Here is a 26,885-nt window from a genome sequence, read left to right on the forward strand (position 1 = left end):
GGGCGTCGTTGCCGCGGTGATGGTGCCATCATCGCGGGAGCGGCGCCTCACGGCCGTTGAAGGACGGGGCATCGACCTCATGGGCAAGCATCGGAATCAAGGCGCAGCGTGCGTTTCTGAGCGGGGGAACGACGAATAATGGCGAAAAAAGCGACCACGGCTGTCGAAGCCGGCGAAGGGCGTGAAGACACGCCGGATGGACCGCTGGTCGATTCGCTCGAGATCACCGTCAAGAAGATGGTGGCCCGCGCCAAGGAGCGCGGCTACATCTCCTATGACGAATTGAACAAGGCGTTGCCCCAGGATCAGCTCTCGTCGGAGCAGATCGAAGACGTGATGGCCATGCTCTCTGAGATGGGCATCAACGTCGTCGAGAACGACGAGGAAGGCGAGGAACTGGGCGAGAACCAGAGCGGCGACGACGACGAGGAAGAGTTCGGCGGTTCCCACGCGACCTCGGTCGAGGAAGAGGAACTGGGCCGGACGGACGACCCCGTGCGGATGTATCTGCGCGAGATGGGGTCGATCGAACTGCTGTCCCGCGAGGGCGAGATCCTGCTGGCCAAGCGGATCGAGGCCGGCCGGAACACCATGATCGGCGCGATCTGCGAAAGCCCGCTGACCTTCCGGGCGATCGTGCGCTGGCGCGATGCGCTGGCGGCCGGCGAGGCGATGCTGCGCGACATCATCGACCTTGAGGCCAGCTATGGCGGCGACCAGCCGCCGATGACCGACGAGGAAGCCGAGGCCGAAGCGGCGATGCTGGTGGGCGACCGCCCGGTTGCCGACCCTGCGAAGCTCGTGGTCAACGGCAATGGTACTGCTGCGGCCGTGGCGCGCCCCGAGGGTGAGCCCCGCAAGGCAGCCGCCGAGGAGGGCGACGAGGAAGAGGAGACCGTCCGCGCATCCGACTCCGACGAGGAGGAGGACGAGGAGGGTGATGGCGCCAGCGTGTCGATCTCGGTGATGGAAGCCGAGCTGACGCCCGTGATCCTTGAATCCTTCGACAAGATCGTCGAAGCCTGGGCCAAGCTTGAAAAGCTGCAGGCCAAGCGGCTTGAGGCGGCATTGAAGGGCGAGGAGCAGACCGCTCAGGCCCGTGCCCGTTTCGAGGCGGCCAAGTCCGACGTGATCGAGATGGTCCGCGGCCTGAACTTCGCCCAGCCGCGTATCGATCTGCTGGTCGAGGAACTTTACCTCCTCAACCGCAGCCTGATGTCGCTGGAAGGCCAGCTGATGCGTCTGGCCGTCGGCTGCCGGGTGAAGCGCGAGGACTTCCTGCGCCTCTATAGCGGCCAGGAACTGGCGCCGAACTGGTTCGAGGTGGTGGGCGCGCAGAACGGCAAGGCGTGGAAGACCTTCCTGGAACGCCATGGCGAGGAAGCGGCCGACATCCGCGAAGGCATTTCGCGCATGGCCCGCGAGGTCGGCCTGCCGATCACCGAGTTCAAGCGCATCGTCAGCAACGTCCAGCGCGGCGAGCGCGAGGCGAGCCAGGCCAAGAAGGAGATGGTCGAGGCCAACCTCCGTCTGGTGATCTCGATCGCAAAGAAGTACACCAACCGCGGCCTGCAGTTCCTGGACCTGATCCAGGAGGGCAATATCGGCCTGATGAAGGCGGTGGATAAGTTCGAATACCGCCGCGGTTACAAGTTCTCGACCTATGCCACCTGGTGGATCCGGCAGGCGATCACGCGCTCGATCGCCGACCAGGCCCGGACGATCCGTATCCCGGTGCATATGATCGAGACGATCAACAAGCTGGTCCGCACCTCGCGCCAGATGCTCCACGAAATCGGCCGCGAGCCGACGCCGGAAGAGCTGGCCGAGAAGCTGCAGATGCCGCTTGAAAAGGTCCGCAAGGTCCTGAAGATCGCCAAGGAGCCGATCAGCCTCGAAACGCCGATCGGCGACGAGGAAGACAGCCATCTGGGCGACTTCATCGAGGACAAGAATGCGATCCTGCCGGTCGATGCGGCGATCCATTCGAACCTCAAGGAGACCACCACCCGGGTGCTCGCCAGCCTGACGGCGCGCGAGGAGCGGGTGCTGCGCATGCGTTTCGGCATCGGCATGAACACCGACCACACCCTGGAAGAGGTCGGCCAGCAGTTCTCGGTGACCCGCGAACGCATTCGTCAGATCGAGGCGAAGGCGCTGCGCAAGCTCAAGCATCCGAGCCGGTCGCGCAAGCTGCGCAGCTTCCTCGATCACTAGGATCGACCACCGGGGTCGGGCATCAGGATCGACGACACGACGCGACCGCCACCGGGCCTTCCGGCGGCGGTCGTGTCATTTCCGGCCGGCCCCTCCTGACGAACGGCCCTCTGTGACGAACCGGCTTCCTCTTGACGAAAACGGCGGAACTCGACAAGGTGTGCCGCCGGTAACCGGCGGTGGCATTCAGCCCCGTTCCGGCAGCATGGAAGATGTGGGGGCCTGTAGTTCAGCGGTTAGAACCCGCCGCTCATAACGGTGTTGTCGCAGGTTCGAATCCTGCCGGGCCCACCACCTTCCACAGCCCGACATGTCCATGCCCCGCGTGGATCACCCGCGGGCGATGCAAACGGTTGCCGCACCATCGCCCGCCATTGTCGCCGCCCCGCGCGGTCGCTATCTTGTAACAAGACGCAGCGATCAAGAGGCGCAGATGACCGTCGTTCCGCCGATGCCATGTCGGGCGAGCAAGGCCGTCATCCAGGATGCGGCGGAGAAATACGCGGGCAAGATCCATTTTCTGCCCGGGGATGACCTTTACGATCTGGTCCGCCGGCTGGGTGGACGGGTCCGGTTCAGGGAATTCGCCACCCCGCAGCCGCGTGAGAGCATCCATGTGCGGGCGCCGGACGATTTCGATCTCTACCTGCCTTTCGAGACCACGCCGGCTCGCGACCGCTTCACCATCGGGCACGAACTGGGACATCTGCTGCTGCATTATCCGGTCGTGAAGAAGGCGCATCAGGGTGCCAGCGTCGAGATGGCTGCCACCCGCTATCTGCCTGACAATCCGTCGCCGGATGTCGAACGCTGCGAATGGGAGGCCAACTGGTTCGCGGCCGCCTTCCTGATGCCCTCAGGGCCCTTTGCGGACCTCTGGCGGGAGATGCATGGCGATCGCGGCGCCGTTGCACAACGCTTCTTCGTTTCCCGTCAGGCTGCCGAGAATCGGGCGCGCAGCCTGGGTCTGGCGTAAGCGGCGGCCCGGCACCCCGTGAGCGCTGACCAGGGCGACGACCAGATCCTTGCCGCAGCGGCGGAGCGCTATCGCCTGGAAGCCTTTCTCAGCGTCGACATGGTGGGGTCAAGCGCGTTCAAATTTTCGACCGCCATTGCGGTGGGAATGAAGAGCGCGATGACACGGCTTCGGAAGGCTGGTCCCAGGCCATCCGCAAATTCTATGTCACTTTCCATCAGACCTTTCTGAAGAAGACCCGTCTCCGATTTGGAACTGAGGATCGGGTGCGGTTGTGGAAAGCTCTGGGGGACGAACTCGTTTATCGCTTTACCGTCACTGCCCTGGCCGATACCGCAGGCATCGTCAATGATTTCATTCTGGCGCTTCACCAGACGCGGCAGGTGGTACGCGAGATTTCACGCAGTCTCGATCTGAAAGCCTGTGGCTGGGTGGCGGATTTTCCGGCGCGCAATATGATGATCGACCTCGGCGGACTGAGGGAGACCGACCAGTTCCTCGACGAGATGGCAGAAGGCGTGGGAGGCATTCAGGATTTTATCGGCCCGTCGATGGACACCGGCTTTCGCCTCGGCCGGTTCGCGACCCGGCGCAAGATGGTGCTGTCGGTGGAACTGGTTGCCCTGCTGGCGGAGAGTGACGCAAAGCAGCGTCTTCCCTTCTGTTTCGGATATGATGGCCGCGAGACCCTGAAAGGCATATTGGGTGGCGAAGCCTATCCGCTGATCTGGATCGACACGGAAGATGATCCACGGCGCAAGATCGCCGATCGTCGCGAGGCGGCGATGCTGCAAATGCGCTCCGAGGTGCAGGCGGCAGCCGTGGCCGAATTCTGTCTGGGCTATATCGATGCGTCCGACTGGATGGAGCGGGCCTTTCTGCGCGAGCGCAGCGGAGCCTTCGACACGGTGCCGACCTCTCATATCGATCATGCCCGCCGGGAGCGGGCGCTGCACGCACGTGAAGACCGGCTTTATGCCGAGACGGCCCCGCTGACCGCCGCCATCCAAGGCGATCCCAGTGTCACCAGCTTCGATCTTATCGAAGACATGCCGTCGCCGGCCGGGCGCGGTGAGGGGCCGCGAGAGGATGGCACATGACCCCATTGCCGCCCGCCGCCCGCTCTGTTACCGTCTCCCTATGACGATCCTGCACCCCATCTTCTGCCCGATGCAGACCCGCCGCTGGTGGCCCGCGTAAGCGGGCGGTTTCACCGGCAGCAATCATGCCCTGTGGAAGGCCGCTCACTCCGGAGAGCGGCCTTTGTCGTTTCATCAACGCGACAGGGGCAGGGACCCGGGGACGTGGCCTCCACTGATCCCGATCCGGAGGTTTTCGACCGATGACGTCCCCCCGACCCGCCTCTCATCTGCCCAACAGCCTGCGCAACGGCCCCGACGAAAACGGCCGGTTCGGCATGTTCGGCGGCCGCTTCGTGGCCGAGACCCTGATGCCCAATCTGCTGGCGCTGGAGCAGGCCTATGCCGAAGCGAAGGCCGATCCCGCCTTCGCAGCCGAGATGGACGACATGCGTCGGCATTATATCGGCCGGCCCAGTCCACTCTATTTCGCCGACCGGCTGACCGCACATCTGGGCGGAGCGAAGATCTATCTGAAGCGCGAGGATCTGAACCACACCGGCTCGCACAAGGTGAACAACGTGCTGGGCCAGATCCTGCTTGCACGACGCATGGGCAAGAAGCGGATCATCGCCGAGACCGGGGCCGGCCAGCACGGTGTCGCCACCGCGACACTCTGCGCCCGCTACGGGCTGGATTGCGTGGTCTATATGGGCGAGGTCGACATTGCCCGGCAGATGCCCAATGTCATTCGCATGCGCATGCTGGGCGCCGAGGTGATCCCGGCGCTGTCGGGCTCCCGCACGCTCAAGGATGCGATGAACGAGGCCCTGCGCGACTGGGTGACCAATGTCGAAGACAGCTTCTACTGCATCGGCACCGTCGCGGGCCCGCACCCCTATCCCATGATCGTCCGCGATTTCCAGACGGTGATCGGCGACGAGGCGCGGGCCCAGATCCTGGAAGCCGAGGGGCGGCTGCCTGATGTGGTGATGGCCTGCGTCGGCGGCGGCTCCAACGCCATGGGCCTGTTCCACCCCTTCCTCGACGACGCGGAGGTCGCGATCTACGGCATCGAGGCGGCAGGGCACGGGATCGAGAGCGGCAAGCACGCCGCTTCGCTCACCGGCGGCCGGCCGGGCGTGCTGCATGGCAACCGCACCTTCCTGCTGATGGACGATGACGGCCAGATCACCGAGGCCCATTCCATCTCGGCCGGGCTCGACTATCCCGGGATCGGGCCGGAACATGCCTGGCTGCATCAGATCGGCCGGGTGACCTATCTGCCGGCGACCGATGCCGAGGCGCTGGACGCGTTCCACCTGCTCACCCGGCTGGAAGGCATCATCCCGGCATTGGAGTCGGCCCATGCGCTGGCGCGCGCGATCCGCATGGCGCCGGACCTCGGGGCCGATGCGGTGATGGTGGTCTCGCTGTCGGGCCGCGGCGACAAGGATGTGCCGCAGGTGGCCGAGATGACCGGCGGCTGACATGTCTTCGCCGTGACGCCTGCAATGTCACGGAACCAATCCGACAGTCACGAAAAACGCGACGGGCGGCCGGAAACCGGCCGCCCGTCGTGCTGCGGGGGGAGGGCAGAAGGCCGGGGCGGTCAGCGGCCCCTGCGCATCAGGCCTGCGACCAGCGTGATGACGAAGATGACGATCGCGACCCAGAACAGGATCTTGGCCCCTGCCATTGCCGTGCCTGCGACACCACCAAAGCCCAGAAGGGCGGCGACCAGTGCCACGATCAGGAAAACGATGGCCCAATGAAGAAGGCTGCCCATGGTTCAGATCTCCTTGTCTGTTCGGATCGTGTCTGCGGTATCCGGATGGGATACGCCATCCGTGTAAAGTCGTTCCGCAGTCATCTGGTTCCGAATGATCTCAAGCCCGAAATGTCCGGGCGACGAGGAATGCGAAAGCCGGTACGGGGTGGCGGTCGGATTTTTCTGTTGGCCGCTTTCGACTTGCTTCGTGTTGATTGGAATGTAGCACCGCCCCTCCCGGTTCGGTGCGGGCAAAGACGTGACCGGATTTGGTCAGGCCCCGGCCGGTTTTGGGCCGAAACCCGCCGATCGATCCTCGGGCGCCTTCCTGAGGTCACGGTGGTGCGGCCAAGGGTGTATGATCGCTGGACGTTCCTCTGACGGGAGAGGCATCCATGACCGACGAGAGGCAGGCCTCCGGCGCCGACGCCGAGGGGATCGGCTTTCATCTGGGGGAGCGGGCGGTGCAGGACCTTTACGGTCTGGGGGCGCGGATGGCACCGATCGGCGCCCAGGCGTTCATGACCGCCTTGCCCGACCCGTTCCGCCTGTTCTTCATGGATCTGGAGTTCCTGGTCGTTGCCTCGGTCGACGGGCAGGGCATGCCCTGGGCCTCGCTGCTGGCAGGTTCGCCGGGCTTCATCGCCTCTCCCGATCCCCGGGTGCTCAGCATCCTGGCCGCCGTTCCGGCCGGCGACACGCTCGCAGCCAATCTTCAGCCCGGTGCGGCGCTCGGGCTGCTCGGCATCGATCTGGCCACCCGTCGACGGATCCGGGTCAATGGCCGGGTTCTGGCGCTGGATCGTGACGGCACGCCGCGCATCGATCTGCTGGTCGACCAGTGTTTCGGCAATTGCCCGCGCTATATCCGCCCGCGCCAGGCCGTGCCGGGGCGGGGCGGCATGGATCCGGCGCCGGCCGTGGTGTCTCAGGCGGCCCTGGATCCGCGGGCGCGGGAGATGATTGCCCAGGCGGACACGATCTTCGTTGCCAGCGCCGCCGACAGCCGGGTGGAAGGCCGGGCGGCGGGGGCCGATGCCTCCCATCGTGGCGGCCCCGCCGGTTTTGCCGTGGTCGACGAGGCGGGGGTGATCACCGTGCCCGACTATGCCGGCAACCGCTATTTCAACACGCTGGGCAATATGGTGCTGCGCCCGGCGGCCGGGCTGCTGGTGCCGGATTTCGCGACCGGCGACCTGCTGACCATGACCGGTGATGTCGAGATCGTCTGGCAGGGGCCGGAACTCGCCCGTCATCCGGGTGCCGAGCGGCTCTGGCGGCTCAGGCCGCGCCGGGTGGTGCATCTGGCGGGCGCCTGGCGGGCCCGGCTTCGGGAGACCGGCGGCAGGATTATCGGGATGGGGCCGGATGGGCGCCCTGGTTGAGAAATGGATGACAGTGGTTGATCCGGACATATCCGAAGGTGACCCTGCGGATCGTGACGGGGTATTGTTCCGTTAAGGCTGTGTGAAGGATCTACCGATACCGGCCTGTCATCCCCGCACCACCATCGTCCTTCGGCACATGTCGCCAGGGCGATGCTCCCTTCCAGGAGGTCCGATGCCCGGCCGCCTCGCTCTGCATCCACTTGCCCTGCATCCGCTTTGCCTTGCGCTGCTCGCCTCCGTCGCCATCCCGGCCGTGCCGGCTCGGGCGGCAGACTACGGCGACTTCGCCTATGACACGCTCAGAACCCTGACCATCGATCATGCCGGCCGCCACAGCGGCACCGAAGCCTTCGAGGACGCGGCCGACTGGATGGCGTCGCGCTTCACCCTTGGCGGCACCACGCTGACCCGCCAGCCCTTCACCACCCGCCGTGGCCTCGCATCCCAGAACGTGATCGGCACGGTGGGCAATACCGACCAGGGTTTCATTCTGGTCGGTGCCCATTTCGATAGCGCACCGCAGCGCGCGGGCTATACCGGTCCCGCCCTGCAGGGCGTGGACGACAATGGTTCGGGGGCGGCCGTGCTGACCGAAATCGCCGCCCATCTGGCGGGGTTGCCGGTCGAAACCGGGCTGGTCTTTAACGCCTTCGGCGCTGAGGAGACCGGGCTTGAAGGCTCCGCCTTCTATCGGCAGGAATTGGAGGCCGCGGGCGAGATCGACCGGCTGAAGGGCATGATCAACATCGACAGCCTGATCACCGGCGATTTCATGTATGCCCATGCCGGCACCAACTATCTGACCGACCCGGCGCTGAAAACCTACTGGACCCGGATCCATGCCATCGCCGACGAGCTGGGCATCGACCTGCGCAGCAATCCCGGGCTGAACCCGCATTACCCGGTCGACACCGGCTGCTGCAGTGACGCCGGGGTGTATGAGGATCTGGACATTCCGGTGCTCTGGCTGGAGGCGACCAATTGGGAGATCGGCGACCTGGACGGGTATACCCAGACCACCAATCCGGGTATTCCGGGCGGCGCCAGCTGGCATGACCCCGCGATCGACAATTGGGACGTGCTGGAGGCGGCCTTCGGCCCCGATCATATTCCCGGTCGGCTGGAAGACTGGTCGCGGCTGCTGACCCGGCTGCTGGTGGAGCTGACCGATGCCGATCTTGCGGCCTCGACGCAGTCGGGCGCCGGCTTCAGCGTCGCGATGACCGATCAGCTTGCCCGCGATCATCAGGCCTTCCAGGCGGCGGTGGATCGTGCCGTCCTGGCGCTCTTCACCCGCCGGCCCGGGCTGGGGGAGACCAGCGTCGATGTCTTCGTCGAGGGGCTGGCCCGTCCGGGCGGGTTCGACGGCGCCGCCACGGCCGATCACGAGACCGCAGGCCGCATCGGCTTCCGCGCCGATCACCGGCTGAGCGATCTGGTGACGCTGGGTGCCGATCTGCATCTGTCGCGCGGCCGCGACGATCTGTCGGGCGGGTCGGATCTGGACCGCACCGGTGTCGCCTTGGGGCTGGGCGTGCTGGTGAATGATGGCGCGCCGGGCTGGCTCGCGGCCTCGGTGTCGGCCGGTTATGCCCGGGTGGATGGCACCCGTGCCTTCACCATGACCTCGGGGCTGGGGGTCACCATTCTCGACCAGCGCTTTGATGCGCAGACCAATGCCCGCAGCTTCGGTGCGCGGATCGAGGGCGGCTGGGACCTGGCGCTTGGCGGCATCGCCACCGGTCCGGTGGTCGGGCTGGACTACACCCGCTATGAACTCGACGGCTTCGCCGAGACCGGGCCCGCGCGCACGGCGCTCACCTATCCAGACCAGCGCTATTCGTCGGCGGAAGGCGAGCTGGGCTGGCGGGTGCGCGGCAGCGTCGACCTGGGCGATGCGATGACCCTGACGCCCTATGCCCGCGCGGGCTGGGTGCATGAGTTCGCCGACGGCCGGCCGGAGGCAATTCGCCTGACCGCAGGGGATGGCTCGTCACGGCAGGTGGGGCTGGCAGAGGCCGATGACGATTTCGGCCGGGCGATGCTGGGGGCGCGGCTGTTCTTCGGCGCGACCGTCTCGACCTATGCCGAGATTGAAACCCGCTTCGGTCACGACGATGGGTCGCAGACGGCAGTGACCGCGGGCCTGGGCCTGCGCTTCTGATCAGCGGGCCGGCGCCGATCTGCCCGGGGTTGGTCTGCTCTTACCTGAGGGCGATGACCAACCCCAGAACCACGATCGTGGTCCAGAGCGCGAGAGCGCCGACGCCCACCAGGGTGGCGTGATGGAAATAGGCATCCTGGAGCGTGGCGTTGATCAGTGCCCGGGCCTGTTCGGCCGGCAGCTTCAGCTCCGATTTCACCGCCTGCCACACCTCGGTGCGGCGATGATCCCGATGCGGGGCGCGATAGCCCTTCAGCATCAGGATGGCCCCCATCAGGGTCACGAGGATGGCGCCGGATCTGAGACTCATCATCGGGTCATAGACCAGCGCCATCATGATGACCCAGATGGCGAACAGCGAAAAGGCACAGGCGCGGCGGACGGACACCGCCGCGGCTTGTTCGATGAGATCTGTCTGCATCTGAGAACGACGGGCTGAGGCCGGCTCGTTGGGGACGGGCCGACGGTGCGTTGCGGAGCGGTGACGGGCAGTGGTGCCGATGGGCTGGACCACGAGACGCGGGAGACAGGCGGGGGCCGGAGCAGGGGCCGACCCGGCAGACGAGCTGCACCTGCTACCGAAGATGGGGCCCCGGTCCCGGTGATGCCAGTGGCAAAATTGGTGCCTTTATCCTAGCCCGCGGGGCATCCCGCTGTCATCCCCCGACACGGGGGCATATCATCACCTCAGGCGAGAAGATCATGCATATGAAAGATCTTTTCGGGAAATATCACGCCGGGGCATTCAGTCGCGGCGCCAGACCCAGATTGTACATCACCAGCCAGAAGATAATCCGCAGGATCCAGAGATAGCCGGCCGCCACCAGCGGCCGCAGCCCCGGCAGCACGAAACGCGGGGTCAGCGGCGCCGTCAGCCGCAGCACCGGATCGGTGATCCGACAGAAAAAGCGCCAGATGTAGTTGGGATCGCCGGGCCGGATGAAAGCCGAGAGCAGGGCGCGCCCGATGAGGGTGTAGATCAGCAGCGACAGAACGTAATTGGGCAGGTTGTAGGTCCAGTAGGTCCAGAAGAACGGATCGAACTGCATGGGGGGAGCGGTCTCTCAACGGCGGCGGGGGCGGGCGGACATGGCCACGGCGCCGGAAGGTTGCCCTTCCGGCGCCGCATGGGTTTGACGGGCGATCGATCAGTTCTTCAGGCCCTGAGCATAGGGATTGCTTTCAGCCAGACGGGCGCTCGGCACGCGCACGAACTCGATGAAATCCTGCATATCCTTCGACGGTTCGCGGGTCATCAGACTGACCACCCAGGTGACCAGGAAGCCGGCCGGGATGCCGAACAGGCCGGCCGAGACGTTCCGCACGCCGAACCACAGCTCCATACCGTACCACTGGGTGCCGGCCAGATAGAACAGGCAGACCCCGAGGCCGGCCAGCATGCCGGCACAGGCGCCGGCCTTGGTCGTGCGTTTCCACCACACGCCCATCACCAGTGCCGGGAACAGCCCCGAAGCGGCGATGGAGAAGGCCCAGGCGACCATGGCCAGAATGCCGGCGGGGCGGAACGAGGCGACATAGGCCGCGAGCATCGCGACCAGGATCAGCAACACCCGGGCCACGATCAGCCGGCGGGCGGCGCTCGCCTTGGGATCGATCATCTTGTAGTAGATGTCGTGGCTGAGGGCATTGGCGATGGCAAGCAGCAGGCCGTCGGCGGTGGAAAGGGCGGCAGCAAGGCCGCCGGCCGAGACCAGGCCGGCGATCACATAGGGCAGGCCGGCGATTTCCGGGGTCGCCAGCACGATCGCGTCATTGTTGATGGTGAATTCGGCAAGCTGGAGCAGTCCGTCGCCATTGGCATCCTTGATGGCGAGCAGGCCGATATCCGACCAGATCCGCACCCAGTCGGGCAGGCTGGCGATGGGCTGGCCGATGACGTTGGTATAGACCTCCAGCTTGGCGAAGGCGGCATAGGCGGGCGCGCTGAAATAGAGCAGGAAGATGAACAGCAGGCTCCAGCCCACGGATGACCGCGCCTCCCGCACGCTGGGCGTGGTGAAGAAGCGCATCAGCACATGGGGCAGGGCGGCGGTGCCGACCATCAGGCACAGCACCAGGCTGAAGAAGTTCAGCATGTCGCCGTCGCGGGCGAAGGCGGTGACATGGCCGACCGTGACCCCGAGCGTCGGCTCGATCTGCTCGATCTCCTGCAATGCATAGCCGTACATGATCTGCGGCACCGGTACCCCGGTCAGCTGCGCCGACATCAGGATGATCGGGATCAGATAGGCGATGATCAGGATGATGTACTGCGCGACCTGGGTCCAGGTGACGGCGCGCATGCCGCCCAGCATCGAGCAGACCAGAATGCCGACGAGCCCGACGAAGATTCCGATCTCGAACGGGATGGCCAGAAAGCGCGAGGCGATGATGCCGGCACCCGTCACCTGGGCCACGACATAGGTGAAGGAACACATCATCAGCACGGCGATGCCGATCAGCCGGGGCGTGTGGCCGTCATAGCGGGTGCCGAGGAAGTCGGGCACGGTGAACTGGCCGAATTTGCGCAGATACGGGGCGAGAAGCACCGCCACCAGCACATATCCGCCCGTCCAGCCCAGCACATAGGCGAGACCGTTATAGCCGGAAGCATAGAGCGTGCCGGCCATGCCGATGAACGAGGCGGCGCTCATCCAGTCGGCGGCGGTGGCCATGCCGTTATAGAGAGCCGGCACCCGCCGGCCGGCAACGTAGTATTCAGAAACCTGGACCGTGCGGCTGAGCACGCCGATCATCGCATACACGCCGATCGTCACCGCGACGAAGGCATAGCCGATGATGCGGTCCGGCACGCCCATCTGTTCCAGGATGGCGAGCATGATGGTGAAGCCGACGAAGCCGCCGGTATAGATGCCGTAGACCTTGCCCAGATTCTGGGTGAAATCGCCCTTCATGGCCCGTGCCCCTTCAGTCTTCGGACACGCCGAATTCGTCGTCGATCCGGTTCTGGCGCGCGACGAACCAGAAGATCAGCCAGACGAAGATGATCAGCGACCCTTGTGCGGCCATGTAGAAGCCGAGCGGGAAGCCCAGGATCCGGATCTGGTTCAGCTCCGGTGCGAAGGCGTGGATCACGAAGCCCGACAGGAACCAGATCGTGAGCACAGTCCACATCAGGCTCTTGGTTCTCTGCCAGTACTCCTGCGCCCTTTGCGGCGTCAGGCTGCGATTCTCAGACATGTCTCCCCCCAAAAATGCTCGACGTGGTCGCTTTGCGCGGTCTTGGCCGGCACGCGGCGGATGGCGGAACATCCTGCGGGGCCGGCTGGGCCGATGCGGCATTTCGACATGCGACGACAGGTCGCAGGCATCGGCCTGACGAAGCCCGCTGCCGGTCCGTGACGGCGCGTGGCTCCGGTGGGGGTCACCCGGAGGTTCAACCCTCGGGCGGGTGACGATCTTCTATAGATTTCCGGGCCAAACTGGTAATCTTGTCAACAACCAAGATGACGTGCCGAGGAAAACGGTGCGTTTGTCTGTAAAAGGCGATGCAACGTCGCCAAAGGCAGGAGGTCGCCCCCGCTGATGCTCCGAAGGATGATACGCCTGTGGCGCGAGACGCCGCGTGATCGCGATCGGGCTGCCCTCGACCGCTTCGTCGAGGCACAGTCCGCCTATGTGGCCCAGCGGATGACCATCGGCTATTGCGAGATCAAGGCCGGACCGCTGCGTCACAGCCTGTTCCGCGAAGCCGGATTTCAGGTCCTGCTGGAACGGTCGCGGTGGGAGGCCTTCGCCGCCGTACGCGCCGATATGGCGGTGGCCGTCCGCGACCGGCTGCGGCCTCATGCCGACCAGCCTGCCGCCATCGAGGCGGCGCTGGTCGAAGACTTCGCCGCCTCGATGGCGGCAGCCCCGCATTTTACCGACCGGCCCGATGGCTTTGTGGCCGAGGTCGAGGCGCTGGCGGCCCGTCTGGCACGCGGCCGGGTGGCGGATCCGCAGCCCCCCGCCCGGATCTTCGCCCTGGGCGGCGACCGGGTTTTCGACTGTCTGCCGATTCATCCCAGCCTGCGCGGCCACGAACGGGAGATGATCGTGAACGGGGTGTGCTTCCATGCCGTCGGGGCGCTGGCCAAGGCGGATCTTCGCTTCGACTGGCCGGCGCTTGCCGCCGATCTGGCTGCCGGTGCCCGTGTTGCCGCGTGACGGGCCGCCGCGTGAGGAAAACCGGCCGGTGCTGATCGCCGCCGGGCTGCTGACGGCGGGCGGGCTGGCCGGTGCCGGCTGGGCGGGGCTGACCGCAGGTGCCGCCCCCCTGCCGCTGGGCCTGGCACTGTTCGCCGGGGCCTGCGGGCTTGGCCTCGCCGCCTGGGTCACACAAGCCGCCGCCCGCACCGGCGGGCGGCTGCGCGGTGATCTCGCCCAGGCGCTGAGGGCGGCCACCGATCCCGATCTGCCGTTGCCGGGTTTCGAGGCCGGCGACCTGCCGGGCACGGACGCCCGGCTGGTGGCGCTGGCACGTGCGCTTGCCGAAACCGCGCGTGCCGCCGGTGGCCGCGGCGATGCCAGACTGGCCGCCCTGATCTCGGCCCTGCCCGTCCCGCTGATGGGGGTGGGGCCCACAGGGCTGGTCACCCTGGTCAACCCGGCGATGGCGGCGCTGATCGGGGCGGTGACGCCCGGCACATCGGTCTATGCGGCTCTCGCACGCGAAAGCCTGGCGCCGCTGCTCGCCGCCCCAGGCGGCGATATGCGGCGTACGGCGGTTCACCATGTCGATGGCCGGCTGCTGGACCTCACGGCGGTGCAGCTGCCCGTGCGGGCGGCAACGGCCGGTTGGCTGATCTTTGCCGACCCGCCCGTGGCGGGGATGTCGGTCCTGCCCGCGGCCGATCTGCCGATGGCGCTGGCGCTTCACGACCTTGCCCCCGATCTGCCGCCGGCCGACGACGCCACGCCGCTCGACCGGCTGCCGCTGCTGTCGCTGGATCTGGAGACCACGGGGCTTGAAGTTACGACCGACCGGATGGTCTCGGCCGGCGCGGTCTGCATGGTGGGCGGCCGGCTGTTCCTGGCCGATGTGCTCGACATGCTGGTCGATCCGGGCATTCCGATCCCGGCAGCTGCCACCCGCATCCACGGCATCGATCGGGCGATGCTCCAGGGTGCGCCGCCGCCCTCTGTGGCGGTCGACAGGCTGACGGCCCTGGCGGCCGGGCGGGTGGTGGTGGGCCACAATATCGGCTTCGATCTGGCGGTGCTGCGTGCCGAGGCGGCGCGGACGGGGCATCCGGTCCCCGGCTGGCTGGCGCCTGGGGGGCTCGTACTCGACACCCTGCGCCTGGCGGCGCGGCTTGATCCCGACCGGCCGGAACTTGATCTGGAGGCCATCGCCAGCCGTTACGGCATCGCCGTCTCGGGGCGCCACACGGCCCTGGGCGATGCCCTGCTCACCGGGCGGGTGTTTGCCGCGATGATCCCGCGCCTGGCCGAGATGGGGGTGCATGATCTGGGCGGCGCCCGGCGCTTTGCGGATGGGGCAGGGGCCGTGGCTGCGGCGCAGCGTCGCGCGGGTTGGTGAGTCGCGCGGGTTGGTGAGCCTCGCGGGTTGGTGAGTCGCGCGGGTTGGTGAGCCTCGCGGGCTGGTGATTGGCGGCGTGGCATGGAATGATCGTGGCGCACATGATTGCACCCGCCTCACGATCCCAGAGGGGAGCCCGTCCCGATGGAGCCTTCCGAAGCCGAAGCCCTGTTCCGGCTCGACAGTTACCCCTATCGCCATCGGGCGGGAGAGGTCGCCTCGCGACCGCTGGTCGCGGCGGAGCCGGGCATGACGGTTCAGGATGCGGCCCGGGCCATGGCGCGGGCCGGTATCTCGGCCCTGGTCGAGCGGGATGAGGATGGCCGCCCGACCGGCATCCTGACGGAACGCGACGTCGTCCGTGCACTGGCCCGCGAGGGTGCCGATGCGGCCGTGCTGCCGGCGGCGGCGTTGATGAGCCGGCCGGTGCGCACGGTCGACGAAGATGCGTTCGTCTATGTCGCCATCGGCCGCATGCGCCGGTTCGAGATCCGCCACCTGGTGGTGGTGGACGCGGCCGGCCGGGCCACCGGCATGATCACCCGCCGTGCCCTGCTCAGGCTCAGGGCGGGCGATGCGCTGGCCATGGGCGACCGGGTGGAGGCGGCGGAGGATGCACAAGGGCTGTCCCTCGTTCGCGCCGATCTCGGGCCGCTGGCCGCGAGCCTTCTGGATCAGGCGGTCGATGCCCGGGCGATCGCCTCGGTGATTTCCGCCGTCACGCGCGATCTGACCCAGCGCGCCGCCGCCCTTGCCGAAGCCGCGATGGTGGCCGAGGGGCAGGGCGCCGCCCCCGCCCCCTATGCCGTGCTGGTGCTGGGATCGGCCGGCCGTGGCGAAACCCTGCTGGTGCCCGACCAGGACAATGCCATCGTCCATGCCGGACGCGATGCCGATGACGGCTGGTTCGGGGCGTTCGGGCAGCGGATGTGCCGGCTGCTCGCCGATGCAGGCATTCCCTTCTGTCAGGGCGGGGTGATGGCCTCCAGGCCCGCCTGGCGTCACGGGCTGGAGGGGTGGCGCGGCCGGGTGCGGGCCTGGATCGGTGATCCCGACGGCGACAACATGCTCAACGCCGACATCTTTTTCGACATGGCCCCGGTCGCGGGCGATCTGGCGCTGGCTGAAGAGCTGCACAGCTATGCGCTTGCCCAGGCCGCCCATGCGCCGCATTTCCTGCAGGCGATGATCCGCGATCTCGACCGGATGCACGCGCCCATCGGCCTGTTCGGCGATCTGCGGACCGACGGCAAGGGCCGGCTGGACCTGAAGCGGCACGGGCTGCTGCCGCTGACGCTGACCGCCCGGGCGCTGGCGCTTCGCCACGGCATCGCCGCCACCGGCACGGCGGCCCGGGTGAAGGCGCTGGCGCAGGCGGGGCTGCTCAATCCCACCGATGCCGAGCAGCTGGATCGCTCCCACGCGCTGGTGATGGCCCTGCTGCTGGAAGCACAGGTTGCCCGGATCCGCGAAGGCAAGGTCCCGGACACGCTGGTCGACGTGACAGCGCTGGACTCCCGCCGCCGGTCGCGGTTGAAATCAGCCCTCAAGCATATTGATGCGATGACCTGGGTGATGCGCAGCTCGCTGGGAGGCTGAACGTTCTGATGGATTTCGATGCAGCAGCGGCCGCGCGGGCCGCGCTCGCCTCGGTTGCGGTGGCCCCCGCTCCGCAGGGGCCCGAGGCAGATCAGGCCGGTCTGCTCGACCGGCCGGACGCCATGGTGATCCGCTATCTGGTCTGGCATCCGGCATCGGATATCCGCCCGCGCGGCACGGTGCTGCTGCTTCAGGGCCGCGGCGAATTCGTCGAAAAATATGCCGAGGTGGCAGGGTGGCTGCGCGCCGCGGGTTGGGTGGTCTTTGCACCCGACTGGCGCGGCCAGGGCCGCTCCGGGCGGGTGGCGCCGGACCGGGCGATGGGTCATCTGGAACGCTTCGACGACTGCCTGGACGATCTGGATGCGCTGGCCGCGGGGCCGCTCGCCGGTCTGCCCCGGCCACTGGCCATGCTGGGCCATTCCATGGGCGGCCATCTGGGGATGCGCTGGGTGCTGGAACGGGTGCAGGGGCCGGCACGGCCTGCGGCCATCGTGCTTTCGGCACCGATGATCGACATCCGCATGCCGCTGCCGGCCCGACGGCTGGTGCCGCCGCTGGCCCGGCTGATGCGCGCCCGCGGCCGCGGCATGACCTATGCCCCCGGCCAGGGCCCGGGGCGGGCCAGCGGCGGCGGTTTCGCCGGCAACCGGCTGACCCATGACCCGGCGCGCTGGGCGCGGGAACAGGCACTGCTGGCGGCCGATCCCGCCCTGCATCTGGGCGGCAGCAGCTGGGGCTGGCTGGCGGCGGCCTTCGATTCGATCCGCGATCTGGAGCGCGCGGTGATCCGCATGGGCGCAGGGCTGGATGTTCCGGTCACCCTGTTGCAGGGCGGCGCGGATATGGTGGTGGATCCTGTCGCCCAGTCCAGGCTGGTGGCCCGGCTGCCCCGCGCCCGGCTGGTGGTGGTACCGGGGGCGCTGCACGAGATCCTGATGGAAACCGACGAGATCCAGGCCCCCGCCCGGGCGGTGATCGCGCAGGCCTTGCGCGACATCTGATCAACCGGCCAGAAAACCGCCATCGACACAGAGATTCTGGCCGATCAGGAAGCTTGCCGCATCGGATGCGAGCCAGAGCACGGCCGCAGCCACGTCTTCGGGCCGGCCCATGCGCCGGACCGGCAGGGTGGCTGCGATGCTCGCGAAATCGGCGACCCCGGCACCGGCCATCATCGGGGTTTCGATCCGCCCGGGAGAGACGGCATTGATCCGGATGCCCTCGGGCGCATGCTCGATCGCAAGCGAGCGAGTGAGAGAGAGCAGCGCCGCCTTGGAGGCGGCATAGATCGCAAAACCCGGATAGGGGTTGCGCACCCCGCTGACCGAGGCGTCATTGACGATCACCCCGCCGCCCGCCCCACCGTCGTCTCTCCGGCGCATCGCCCGGATCTGGGCCTGCATCGCCTCGGCGACGGCCCGGAGATTGATCGCGAACACCCGGTCGAGTACGGCGAGATCGCGATCGACCAGCGATCCTTGCGGTTCCTGCCAGCCGGCATTGTTGAAGGCGATGTCGAGCCGTCCCCAGCGGGCCATTGCCGCATCGACCAGCGCGGCGGCCGTGCCGGCTTCGGCCAGATCGCCGGCCTGAAACACGGCGTCGGCCCCCTCGGCGCGGCAGGCTGCCACCACTGCCCGGCCCCGGTCGGCGTCGCGCCCGCCCAGCATCAGCCGGGCCCCCTGCCGCGCAAAGGCCAGCGCCGTGGCCCGGCCGATGCCAGAGGTGGCACCGGAGACGATGATGACGGATGCGGTCATGGCGGCTGGCTCCCTGGTCAGGTTGTCCCGCCAGACTGGCCGATCAGCGCGTCTGCGTATTGGCGGATCTTGCGCCTGTGACCGCTGCCGCCCAGAGCCCGGGGGTAATGCCGTAGCAGCGCTTGAACTGTCGGGTCAGGTGGCTTTGATCGCAGAACCCGGTTGCGGCCGCGACCTCGGCCGGTGCCATGCCTGCCGCAAGATGCAGGCGCGCCAGGTCCAGCCGCGCCTGGGTCAGAAAGGCGTGGGGGGCAAGGCCGGTTTCCTTGCGAAAGGCGCGGCAGAAATGGAACGGGCTCATGCCGGCCAGGGCGGCGAGTGTGCCGACCGACCAGTCGGCGGCAGGGTCGTCGCGCAGCGCCGCCACCACCCGCCGCACCGGTGTCCGCTCGCGGCCGGGCGCCGGCAGCAGGGGCGCGGGCGCGCCGTGTCGCCGGAACAGAAGGGCCATGGCATCGAGCAGCAGGGTCTCGCGCATCAGCCGGCCGGCGCCGCCGTCGATCGCGCGATGCGCCGCAAGCATCAGCCCGGCAAGGTCCGGGTCGTTCACCACGGCATCGCGGAACCAGGGCAGGGTGATCCGGCGACCGAAGGCTTCGTCGCGGAGCGTGTCGAGCAGGTCCGGGCCCAGATAGAAGCTGCGATAGCACCAGGGCCTGTCGCCCGTCACACCGCCCTGATGGGGTTCCCCGGGATTGAAGACCATCACCGTCTGCGCTGTGCCGATCGAGGCGGTGCCGCGGGTGACGCAGCGTCCGGCCCCCGCCTGGGTGACGGCGATGACCATTTCCTCGTGCACATGAGGGGCGAAGACCAGCGTGCCGAAGGCCGCAGTCAGCAGGCCGAGCCCCCCGATCTGGCGGTCGAGGCTGAAGACGGCATGGTTGTCGGGGTCGTATCGGGCCACGTCCGGACATCATCGCAGGAGGAAGGGGGCGGATTGATCCTAAACCGCAGGCGCCCCTGACGTATTGGACGGATTTGACCCCGAAGCCGGTCGAAACGCGCTATAAAACCCAGGATGCAAAGGCGCCGCCACCTCCCCCAACGAGCGGGCGCCGGCCGAGACGAGGAGACGCTCCCCATGGCTTTCATCTATGCCTATGACGACGTGGTACCGGTGATCGACCCGACCGCCTTCGTGCACGAGACCGCGGTGCTGATCGGCGACGTGATCATCGGCCCCGAGGTCTATGTCGGTCCGGGCGCGTCGCTGCGCGGCGACAGCGGCCGGATCTCCGTCCTGCGCGGTGCCAATCTTCAGGACAATGTCGTTGCCCATACCTATCCGGGCGGCGAGGTCGTGGTGGGCGAGATGGCGGCCGCCGGCCATGGCGCCGTGCTGCATGGCTGCCGGCTGGGTCAGCTGTCGCTGGTGGGCATGAATGCGGTGGTGATGGATGATGCCGAAATCGGCGACTTCTCGGTGGTCGCCGCCATGTCCTTCGTGAAGACCGGCATGAAGGTGCCGCCGCGAACCATGGTTGCGGGCGTGCCGGCGAAGCCGCTGCGCGAGGTGGGGGAGGCCGAGATCGGCTGGATCCGCGAAGGCGCGCTCAGCTACGACGACCTCCGCCGCCGGGGGCTTGCGGGAGAGCTGCGGCGGGCGGAGCCGCTGACGGCGCCCGAGCCCGACCGGCGGACGGTCCGGGCCTATCAGGTGAAGCCGCTGTCGGCCATGCGCGGCTGACAGAGGGCGGCTGTGGCCCCAGAACATTGAAGCGACCGGCCCGGATAGGGTACAACCGGGTCCGAAACGGGCGGGTCCGAAACGGGCGGGTCCGAAACGGGTGGCTCATGCCCGGCACCGATTTTCTCTTCAAGCGCCCGCGGAGATCGCCTCCGCCAGGGCCTCACGGGGTGGCATATGGCTTCCTACCAGTACGTCTATACCATGCGTGGTCTGAACAAGACCTATCCGGGCGGCCGTCAGGTCGTCAAGGATGTGACGCTGGCCTTCCTGCCCGGCGCCAAGATCGGCGTGCTGGGCGTGAACGGTGCCGGTAAGTCGACGCTGCTCAAGATCATGGCCGGCATGGACACCGACTATACCGGCGAGGCCTGGGCGGCCGAGGGGCTGAAGGTCGGCTATCTGTCGCAGGAGCCGCAGCTCGATCCCACCAAGACCGCGCTCGAGAACGTCATGGACGGCGTGCGGCCGGTGAAGGATCTGCTCGACCGCTTCGAGGCGGTCAGCGCCAAGTTCGCCGAGGTCGAGGACCCGGACGAGATGGACGCGCTGATCAACGAGCAGGCGGAGCTGCAGGAAAAGATCGACGCGGTCAACGGCTGGGAAATCGACCGCACGGTCGACATCGCCATGGATGCGCTGCGCTGCCCGCCGGCCGATTCCGACGTGACCAAGCTTTCGGGCGGTGAGCGTCGCCGCGTGGCGCTCTGCCAGCTGCTGCTCTCCAAGCCCGACATGCTGCTGCTCGACGAGCCGACCAACCACCTCGACGCCGAATCGGTGGCCTGGCTGGAGCGCTTCCTGCACGACTATCCGGGCACGGTCGTGGCCGTCACCCACGACCGCTACTTCCTGGACAATGTCGCGGGCTGGATCCTGGAACTCGACCGTGGCCGTGCGCTGCCGTTCGAGGGCAACTACACCGCCTGGCTCGATCACAAGGCCAAGCGGCTTGAGCAGGAAGAGAAGGAGGAAAGCTCCCGCCAGAAGACCCTCAAGCAGGAACTGGAATGGGTGCGCTCCTCGCCGTCGGCCCGGCGAACCAAGTCCAAGGCGCGTCTGGCCGCCTATGAACGCCTGCTGGAGCAGGACCGTGAGCGGGTGGGCGATGTCGCCCAGATCGTGATCCCGGCCGGCCCGCGCCTGGGCAATGTGGTGGTCGAGGCGGAGCATGTTTCGAAGGGCTTCGGCGACCGCCTGCTGATCGACGACCTGAATTTCCGGATCCCGCCCGGCGCCATCGTCGGTGTGATCGGCCCGAACGGTGCCGGCAAGTCGACCCTGTTCAAGATGATCACCGGCCACGAGACCCCGGATTCCGGCAGCTTCCGGGTGGGTGAGACGGTGAAGCTCGCCTATGTCGACCAGAGCCGCGACGCGCTGGCCGCCAACAAGACGGTCTGGGAAGAGATTTCCGACGGGCACGAGGACATCGTGCTCGGCAAGCGCACCGTGAAGAGCCGCGCCTATTGCGGCGCCTTCAACTTCAAGGGTGCGGACCAGCAGAAGAAGGTCGGCCAGCTCTCGGGTGGTGAGCGCAACCGCGTGCATCTGGCCAAGACGCTGAAATCGGGCGGCAACCTGATCCTGCTTGACGAGCCGACCAACGACCTCGACGTCGATACCCTGCGCGCGCTTGAAGACGCGCTGCTGGATTTCGGCGGCTCGGCGATCGTGATCAGCCATGACCGCTGGTTCCTGGACCGCATCGCCACCCACATCCTGGCCTTCGAGGGCGACAGCCACGTCGAGTGGTTCGAGGGTAACTTCGAGGCCTACGAGGCCGACAAGCGCCGGCGCCTGGGCGATGCGGCCGTTGAGCCGCACCAGATCAGGTACAAGCCGCTGACCCGTGGCTGAGGCAGCGGATCTTCACATCTGCGCAGACCTGTTACAGTGACGGCGTCGCCCCCATCGTTTCCAGCGATGGGGGCGATATCGTTTCCGGCAATGGGAAACGGTCGGAAGATGACGTATGACGCGAGGCATGAACAGCCGGTCAGATCAGCCCGATCAGCGGTGATCCGATCATGATCACCGAGAAGATCGATAGAACCGCGGCGCCGAACCGTGGGACCAGCCGGGGACGGCGGGCCGCTCCGGCCGTGCCACCGGCCATGGCGCCGAGGCTGATCCAGCCGAATCCGGTCAGGATCAGGATCGTCGAGAAGCCCGCCAGATAGAGAACCGCCGCCGGATCGGCCAGCGGCACGATGCCATGGGCAAAGACCAGGGCCTTCGGGTTCAGCAGGGTTGCAATGAACAGCCGGCGGGGGGAAATGACCTGTCCGGTCTCGTGAACCACGCCGCCGGATTGCCAGAGCTTCCAGGCAATCCAGGCGAGATAGAGTCCGACCACGATGCTGAGCCCCGTGCCGATGTCTGGCCAGGCGGTCAGTATGGGGTGAAGCAGGATCCCGATCACCAGGATGGCGATCAGATAGCCTGCGAGTTCGGCCGGCACCAGGGGCAATGATGCCCTCCATCCGATGGTGGCGCCCGAGGTCGCCAGCAGGGTGTTGGTCGGGCCGGGGGTGGCGAGGATGATGGCCACCGACAGACAGAACAGCAGCGGGTCGGTCATGCGGATCCCCATGAAGCCCGACATGCCGGGGTGGCTGTGCCGGGATACCGCTCGGGAGGTGAGAGGAGGGCGGGGGACCTATATTCAACTATTACGAAATTTTATGAATTCTTCCATCACATTATGGTGGCAAGATATCTCCCGTGAAACATGAAACGGCCGGCGGCAGAAGATCTGCCGCCGGCCGTTCGTTGAGCTGACTGGCACCCGATTACCGGGCCGAGGCGGTAACCTGTCCGGTGCGGCGCTTCAGTTCGCTGATCAGCCCGTCCATGCCCGAGCGCTCGATCACCGACGAGAATTCGGAGCGCTGGGTGATGGCCATGCTCACGCCTTCGATCGCGATGTCGATGATCTGGGGGCTGTTGCCGTCCACGCGGACGCGAAAATCCAGCGGCACCGGCGGCCCGTCGGGGCGCCAGATCTGGCCGGAGATCACGACCATGCGGTCGTCATTGCTGTCGGCGCGGACATTGGTGGTCTTGAAGGCCTTGCCTTCGCCCGATGCTGCCAGCTGCTTCGAATAGGTATCGGCGATGTAGTCGGCGAAGCGGCTGGAATAGGTGGCGACGACATAGGCGTCGAAGGCGTCGCGGAAGGCGTCGCGCTGGGGCTCGCTCGCGGTCCGCCAGTGGCGGCCCAGCACGAAGCGCGAGATCCAGTCGAAATCGAAGCCTTCATGGAACAGCTTGCGGAATCGCTCGGTCCGGGTCTCGCGGTCAAGGCCCGGTTCGGACAGGGCGGAGATCGCCTTGTTGCCGAAATCCTCGATCGAGGTGGCTGCCGTTTGGGGCGAGATGGCGGCCATCGCCACGGACGAGGTGGCGGGGCCGAAAACTGGCAGAACCGGCAGCGCTGCGCCGAGTGCCACGGCAACCGCGATTCCGCGAAGACGGATGGTCATCGCGATGACTCTCCTGGTGGTGTGCCTGGTGATGATGGGCTGCACGCCGGGTGCTGCGCCGCCCGACGGACGTACCGCCATCATATGGTCCAAGACTTAGTCGTCGTCGAGGTCCAGACGGAAGATGTCGTCATTGCCCTGGCCGGTGCCAACCGTGCCATTCGAGATTTCGGACAGCCGCCGCTGCCAGTAGGCGCTGCGCACGGCTGCATAGAAATCGACCGAATTGCGCTGCAGATCGTCCAGCGGCTCGATCGCCCGCTCGCGGGCAACGATGCCGTTGGCGACCGTGATGCCGATGGTCGTGCCCTGGTCGTCGATGGCATAGGTCACGGGATCGCCGAAGGAGTCGGCCGCGCGGCCAAAGGTATGGCGCAGCGTCGCCGGCCCCAGAATGGGCAATACGATGTAGGGGCCGGGGCCGATGCCCCAGACCGCAAAGGTCTGGTCAAAATCCTCGTCATGCGGCGGCGGCATGCCGGCATCGGTCGCAACGTCGATCAGGCCGCCGACGCCGGCGATGCTGTTGATCATGAAGCGGCCGGCGGTTTCCGCGGCGCGTTCCGGCTCGCCCTGGGCCACGTCGTTCACGAAGACCAGCGGCAGCGACAGATTGACCAGGAAGTTGCCGATCACGGTCTGGATCGCCGGCGGGATCATCTGACGATAGAACATGGCGGCCGGACGGATCAGCAGGCCGTCGACGAAGGTATTGGCCGCGAAGATCGCCCGGTTCACGGGCTCGATCGGATCCGACAGTTCGGCCGGCTGGTTGGGCACCGCCGACATCGGCACGTCGTTTCCGGCGGTGGCACAGGCCCCCAGCATTGCGAGGGCCGCGACAGCACCGCCAAGACGTGCGACCAGACGCCGGGGCCGGGGGCCGTCCGCTTCCGGAGACTGGATGGTCATGGTCTGGCACTCCGCCCGGCTTGCTGCAGCCATATGCGTCCGTCCTCCGTATTCGCGGCCCCGATCCGACCCGCACCCCGAACTATCACATGGAAAGACGACGTGCGACAGGTTCACCTATCACAGGACACCGCCACAGGCCACGGAAAAGCCGGCAGCCCCCGCGCTTCGGGGGGCCGGGGCCGGATATGCGCTGCCGGCTTGCCACAGGTCGATTTAAGATATAAAGATATGTTTATGTCATGACCCGCTGAGGGAGCATCAGGGGATGGGAAGCCTTCCGGCCGTCGACGGACCGCATGAGACGGGAACCGTGGCAGCCATGGACACACTGCTCGACGGGCTGAAGGCCGCGGCCGAGCCGACCCGGCTGCGCCTGCTGGCCCTTTTGTCGGCAGGCGAGCTGACCGTCACCGAGCTGACCCAGATCCTGGGCCAGAGCCAGCCGCGTGTCTCCCGTCATCTGAAACTGATGTGCGAGGCCGGTCTGCTCGACCGTATTCCTGAAGGGGCCTGGGTGTTCTACCGGCTGGCGCGTGAGGGGGCCGCCGCAGGTCTGGCCCGGCGCCTGGTGGAACTGCTGCCGCTGGACGACCCGGCGCTGGCGGTTGATCTCGGCCGGTTGCGGCGGGTGAAGGAAGACCGTGCCCGTCAGGCCGAGGCCTATTTCCGGGCGAATGCCGCGGAATGGCGCCGCATCCGCGCCCTGCACGTGCCCGAAGCGCAGGTGGAGGCGGCCCTGTCGGGCCTGATCCGCGCGGCCGGGCCGCGCAGCCTGCTCGATATCGGCACCGGCACCGGCCGGATCCTGGACCTGCTGGGCCCGCTGGTCGATTTCGGGCTGGGGATCGACCGCTCGCGCGAGATGCTGGCCGTGGCGCGCGAACAGCTGGCCTCGTCGGGGCTCGATCATTGCCAGGTGCGGCTGGGCGATCTGAACCAGCTGCCGGTGACGGATGCGGCCTTCGATGCGGTGGTGATTCACCAGGTGCTGCACTATCTGGACGATCCCGGCCATGCGCTGGCCGAAGCGGCACGAGTGCTGCGACCGGGCGGCACGATGGTGGTGGTGGATTTTGCCGCCCATACGCTTGAGGACCTGCGCCGCGACCATGCGCATCGCCGGCTGGGGTTCTCCGACGACGAGGTTGCAGGCTGGCTTGCTGCGGCGGGGTTGGAGGCGGCCACACCGATCCGGCTGCCGGGCGAGCCGCTGACGGTGGTGTTGTGGCCCGCGCACCGGCCGGGTGGTGCGACAGGGCCCGGGGAGGACGAAAACCTTCGTCGCGCTGCGGCGGGCCGCAGGACCGGCCAAAAGAACAGGGAGACGACGTGATGACGGTGACCCCCGACGGGCGGGTTCTGACCCCCCGGGCGCTCTGGGATGCGCCTGCGCCGGTGCCGGGGCTGAAGATCAGCCTGGAGTTCTTCCCGCCCCGCGGCGCCCAGGCAGAGGCGCGGCTGTGGGAGAATGTTGCACGGCTTGCCGCCTATGCGCCGGATTTCGTATCCGTGACTTATGGTGCCGGCGGATCCACCCGCGACAAGACACGAGACACGGTGCTGCGCATGCGCCGCGAATACGGCCTTGCCGCCGCGGCCCATCTGACCTGCGTCGATGCCTCGCGCGCCGATGTGATGACGGTGGCTGAGGGCTATCTGGCGGACGGTATCGATCATGTGGTGGCGCTGCGCGGCGACCCGCCCCAGGGGGCCGGACCCTATGTTCCGCATCCCGACGGCTTCCCCTTCGCGGTCGATCTGGTCCGCGCCCTGGCTGATCTCGGCCGGTTCGAGATCAGCGTGGCGGCCTATCCCGAGGTTCATCCTCAGGCGCAAAGCGCCGGCGCCGATCTCGACAATCTGAAGGCCAAGCTGGATGCCGGCGCCACCCGCGCGATCACCCAGTATTTCTTCGACCCGGCGGTGTTCCTGCGCTTCCGCGACCGCGCGGCGGCGGCGGGCATCACGAAGCCCATCCTGCCCGGGCTGATGCCGGTGCTGGGCTTCCAGCAGATCAGGCGCTTCTCGGCCGCCTGCGGTGCCGGTATTCCGGATTGGATGGAACGGCTCTACGATGGTACCGATGCCGACGAGGCGACCCATCAGGCGGTTTCGGCCATGCTGCTGGCTGAACAGGCGCGGGTGCTCGCGGCGGAAGGCTGCGAGGATCTGCACTTCTACACCCTGAACAAGGCGGAGCTGACCATCAGCGCCTGCCACCTGCTCGGCATCCGCCCGCGGGCGGAGACGGTCGCCGCCCGGGCGGCCGGCTGACCGCGCCCCTCACCAC

General features: G+C 67.2%; 24 protein-coding genes and 1 tRNA gene. 15 read left to right on the plus strand and 10 right to left on the minus strand.

Annotated features, from left to right (window positions below; translation table 11 throughout):
* Positions 1–138: 138 nt before the first annotated feature.
* The 5 genes from rpoD to trpB all read left to right on the plus strand — a co-directional run bounded on the left by rpoD (position 139) and on the right by trpB (position 5,762).
* Entirely contained in the window at positions 139–2,217 is a 2,079-nt protein-coding gene (rpoD, locus tag P7L68_RS11960; protein WP_372005591.1) for an RNA polymerase sigma factor RpoD, read from the plus strand.
* A 218-nt stretch (positions 2,218–2,435) separates the two neighbouring features.
* A tRNA-Ile gene (locus P7L68_RS11965) sits at positions 2,436–2,511 on the plus strand.
* 139 nt (positions 2,512–2,650) lie between these two features.
* Positions 2,651–3,193: an ImmA/IrrE family metallo-endopeptidase gene (locus P7L68_RS11970; RefSeq protein WP_372005593.1), complete on the plus strand. Its 543-nt coding sequence runs from the start codon at positions 2,651–2,653 to the stop codon at positions 3,191–3,193.
* 272 nt (positions 3,194–3,465) lie between these two features.
* Positions 3,466–4,293, plus strand: a complete 828-nt coding sequence (locus P7L68_RS11975; RefSeq protein WP_372005595.1) for a hypothetical protein — start codon at positions 3,466–3,468, stop codon at positions 4,291–4,293.
* Between the two features lie 242 nt (positions 4,294–4,535).
* Positions 4,536–5,762: a tryptophan synthase subunit beta gene (gene trpB / locus P7L68_RS11980; RefSeq protein ID WP_372005598.1), complete on the plus strand. Its 1,227-nt coding sequence runs from the start codon at positions 4,536–4,538 to the stop codon at positions 5,760–5,762.
* A gap of 122 nt (positions 5,763–5,884) precedes the next feature.
* Here the strand turns inward: trpB and P7L68_RS11985 are convergent, their stop codons facing one another.
* Positions 5,885–6,061 (minus strand): DUF1328 domain-containing protein, encoded by a 177-nt coding sequence (locus P7L68_RS11985; protein WP_372005601.1) that lies wholly within the window; start codon positions 6,059–6,061, stop codon positions 5,885–5,887.
* 377 nt (positions 6,062–6,438) lie between these two features.
* Between P7L68_RS11985 and P7L68_RS11990 the strand changes: the two genes are divergently transcribed.
* Together P7L68_RS11990 and P7L68_RS11995 are read left to right on the plus strand one after the other, a co-directional pair.
* Positions 6,439–7,428, plus strand: coding sequence for a pyridoxamine 5'-phosphate oxidase family protein (locus tag P7L68_RS11990; RefSeq protein ID WP_372005604.1), 990 nt, complete (start codon positions 6,439–6,441; stop codon positions 7,426–7,428).
* A 175-nt stretch (positions 7,429–7,603) separates the two neighbouring features.
* Positions 7,604–9,595: an autotransporter outer membrane beta-barrel domain-containing protein gene (locus tag P7L68_RS11995; RefSeq protein WP_372005607.1), complete on the plus strand. Its 1,992-nt coding sequence runs from the start codon at positions 7,604–7,606 to the stop codon at positions 9,593–9,595.
* 40 nt (positions 9,596–9,635) lie between these two features.
* Here P7L68_RS11995 and P7L68_RS12000 read toward each other — a convergent pair whose 3' ends face one another.
* The 4 genes from P7L68_RS12000 to P7L68_RS12015 form a co-directional block, all read right to left on the minus strand.
* A complete protein-coding gene (locus tag P7L68_RS12000; protein ID WP_372005609.1) occupies positions 9,636–10,016 on the minus strand; it encodes a hypothetical protein in 381 nt (126 codons plus the stop codon).
* 310 nt (positions 10,017–10,326) lie between these two features.
* The gene (locus P7L68_RS12005) at positions 10,327–10,644 is read right to left on the minus strand and encodes a YggT family protein (RefSeq protein WP_014744328.1); all 318 of its coding nucleotides are present in this window, start codon (positions 10,642–10,644) and stop codon (positions 10,327–10,329) included.
* Between the two features lie 99 nt (positions 10,645–10,743).
* Positions 10,744–12,510 (minus strand): sodium:solute symporter family protein, encoded by a 1,767-nt coding sequence (locus P7L68_RS12010; protein WP_372005612.1) that lies wholly within the window; start codon positions 12,508–12,510, stop codon positions 10,744–10,746.
* A gap of 13 nt (positions 12,511–12,523) precedes the next feature.
* Positions 12,524–12,796, minus strand: a complete 273-nt coding sequence (locus P7L68_RS12015) for a DUF4212 domain-containing protein (RefSeq protein WP_372005614.1) — start codon at positions 12,794–12,796, stop codon at positions 12,524–12,526.
* A gap of 345 nt (positions 12,797–13,141) precedes the next feature.
* Between P7L68_RS12015 and P7L68_RS12020 the strand changes: the two genes are divergently transcribed.
* From P7L68_RS12020 to P7L68_RS12035, 4 genes are all read left to right on the plus strand, one after another.
* Positions 13,142–13,765 (plus strand): hypothetical protein, encoded by a 624-nt coding sequence (locus P7L68_RS12020; RefSeq protein ID WP_372005616.1) that lies wholly within the window; start codon positions 13,142–13,144, stop codon positions 13,763–13,765.
* A gap of 28 nt (positions 13,766–13,793) precedes the next feature.
* Positions 13,794–15,140 carry a PolC-type DNA polymerase III gene (locus tag P7L68_RS12025; protein WP_372005618.1) on the plus strand — a complete coding sequence of 449 codons (1,347 nt, stop codon included), beginning with the start codon at positions 13,794–13,796 and terminating at the stop codon, positions 15,138–15,140.
* A gap of 144 nt (positions 15,141–15,284) precedes the next feature.
* Positions 15,285–16,739: a DUF294 nucleotidyltransferase-like domain-containing protein gene (locus tag P7L68_RS12030; protein ID WP_372005621.1), complete on the plus strand. Its 1,455-nt coding sequence runs from the start codon at positions 15,285–15,287 to the stop codon at positions 16,737–16,739.
* An 8-nt stretch (positions 16,740–16,747) separates the two neighbouring features.
* Complete coding sequence (locus P7L68_RS12035) at positions 16,748–17,743, plus strand: alpha/beta fold hydrolase (RefSeq protein WP_372005622.1); 996 nt, start codon at positions 16,748–16,750, stop codon at positions 17,741–17,743.
* Here the strand turns inward: P7L68_RS12035 and P7L68_RS12040 are convergent, their stop codons facing one another.
* Positions 17,744–18,502: an SDR family NAD(P)-dependent oxidoreductase gene (locus P7L68_RS12040; protein WP_372005624.1), complete on the minus strand. Its 759-nt coding sequence runs from the start codon at positions 18,500–18,502 to the stop codon at positions 17,744–17,746.
* Positions 18,503–18,545: 43 nt separating this feature from the next.
* Positions 18,546–19,409 (minus strand): helix-turn-helix domain-containing protein, encoded by an 864-nt coding sequence (locus tag P7L68_RS12045; RefSeq protein ID WP_372005627.1) that lies wholly within the window; start codon positions 19,407–19,409, stop codon positions 18,546–18,548.
* 177 nt (positions 19,410–19,586) lie between these two features.
* Between P7L68_RS12045 and P7L68_RS12050 the strand changes: the two genes are divergently transcribed.
* The gene (locus tag P7L68_RS12050) at positions 19,587–20,192 is read left to right on the plus strand and encodes a gamma carbonic anhydrase family protein (RefSeq protein WP_372005629.1); all 606 of its coding nucleotides are present in this window, start codon (positions 19,587–19,589) and stop codon (positions 20,190–20,192) included.
* A 177-nt stretch (positions 20,193–20,369) separates the two neighbouring features.
* Positions 20,370–22,052, plus strand: a complete 1,683-nt coding sequence (gene ettA, locus P7L68_RS12055) for an energy-dependent translational throttle protein EttA (RefSeq protein WP_372005631.1) — start codon at positions 20,370–20,372, stop codon at positions 22,050–22,052.
* A gap of 139 nt (positions 22,053–22,191) precedes the next feature.
* Here the strand turns inward: ettA and P7L68_RS12060 are convergent, their stop codons facing one another.
* The 3 genes from P7L68_RS12060 to P7L68_RS12070 form a co-directional block, all read right to left on the minus strand.
* Positions 22,192–22,776: a LysE family translocator gene (locus tag P7L68_RS12060; protein WP_372005633.1), complete on the minus strand. Its 585-nt coding sequence runs from the start codon at positions 22,774–22,776 to the stop codon at positions 22,192–22,194.
* A 211-nt stretch (positions 22,777–22,987) separates the two neighbouring features.
* Positions 22,988–23,680, minus strand: coding sequence for a phospholipid-binding protein MlaC (locus tag P7L68_RS12065; protein ID WP_372005635.1), 693 nt, complete (start codon positions 23,678–23,680; stop codon positions 22,988–22,990).
* Positions 23,681–23,776: 96 nt separating this feature from the next.
* A complete protein-coding gene (locus tag P7L68_RS12070; RefSeq protein WP_372005638.1) occupies positions 23,777–24,592 on the minus strand; it encodes a VacJ family lipoprotein in 816 nt (271 codons plus the stop codon).
* Between the two features lie 322 nt (positions 24,593–24,914).
* Between P7L68_RS12070 and P7L68_RS12075 the strand changes: the two genes are divergently transcribed.
* Complete coding sequence (locus P7L68_RS12075; RefSeq protein ID WP_372005639.1) at positions 24,915–25,928, plus strand: ArsR/SmtB family transcription factor; 1,014 nt, start codon at positions 24,915–24,917, stop codon at positions 25,926–25,928.
* Positions 25,928–26,869 (plus strand): methylenetetrahydrofolate reductase [NAD(P)H], encoded by a 942-nt coding sequence (metF, locus tag P7L68_RS12080; protein WP_372005641.1) that lies wholly within the window; start codon positions 25,928–25,930, stop codon positions 26,867–26,869. Before P7L68_RS12075 ends, metF begins: the two co-directional genes overlap by 1 nt.
* Positions 26,870–26,885 lie beyond the last annotated feature (16 nt).

Source organism: Tistrella mobilis (assembly GCF_041468085.1).
Taxonomy (GTDB): domain Bacteria; phylum Pseudomonadota; class Alphaproteobacteria; order Tistrellales; family Tistrellaceae; genus Tistrella; species Tistrella mobilis_A.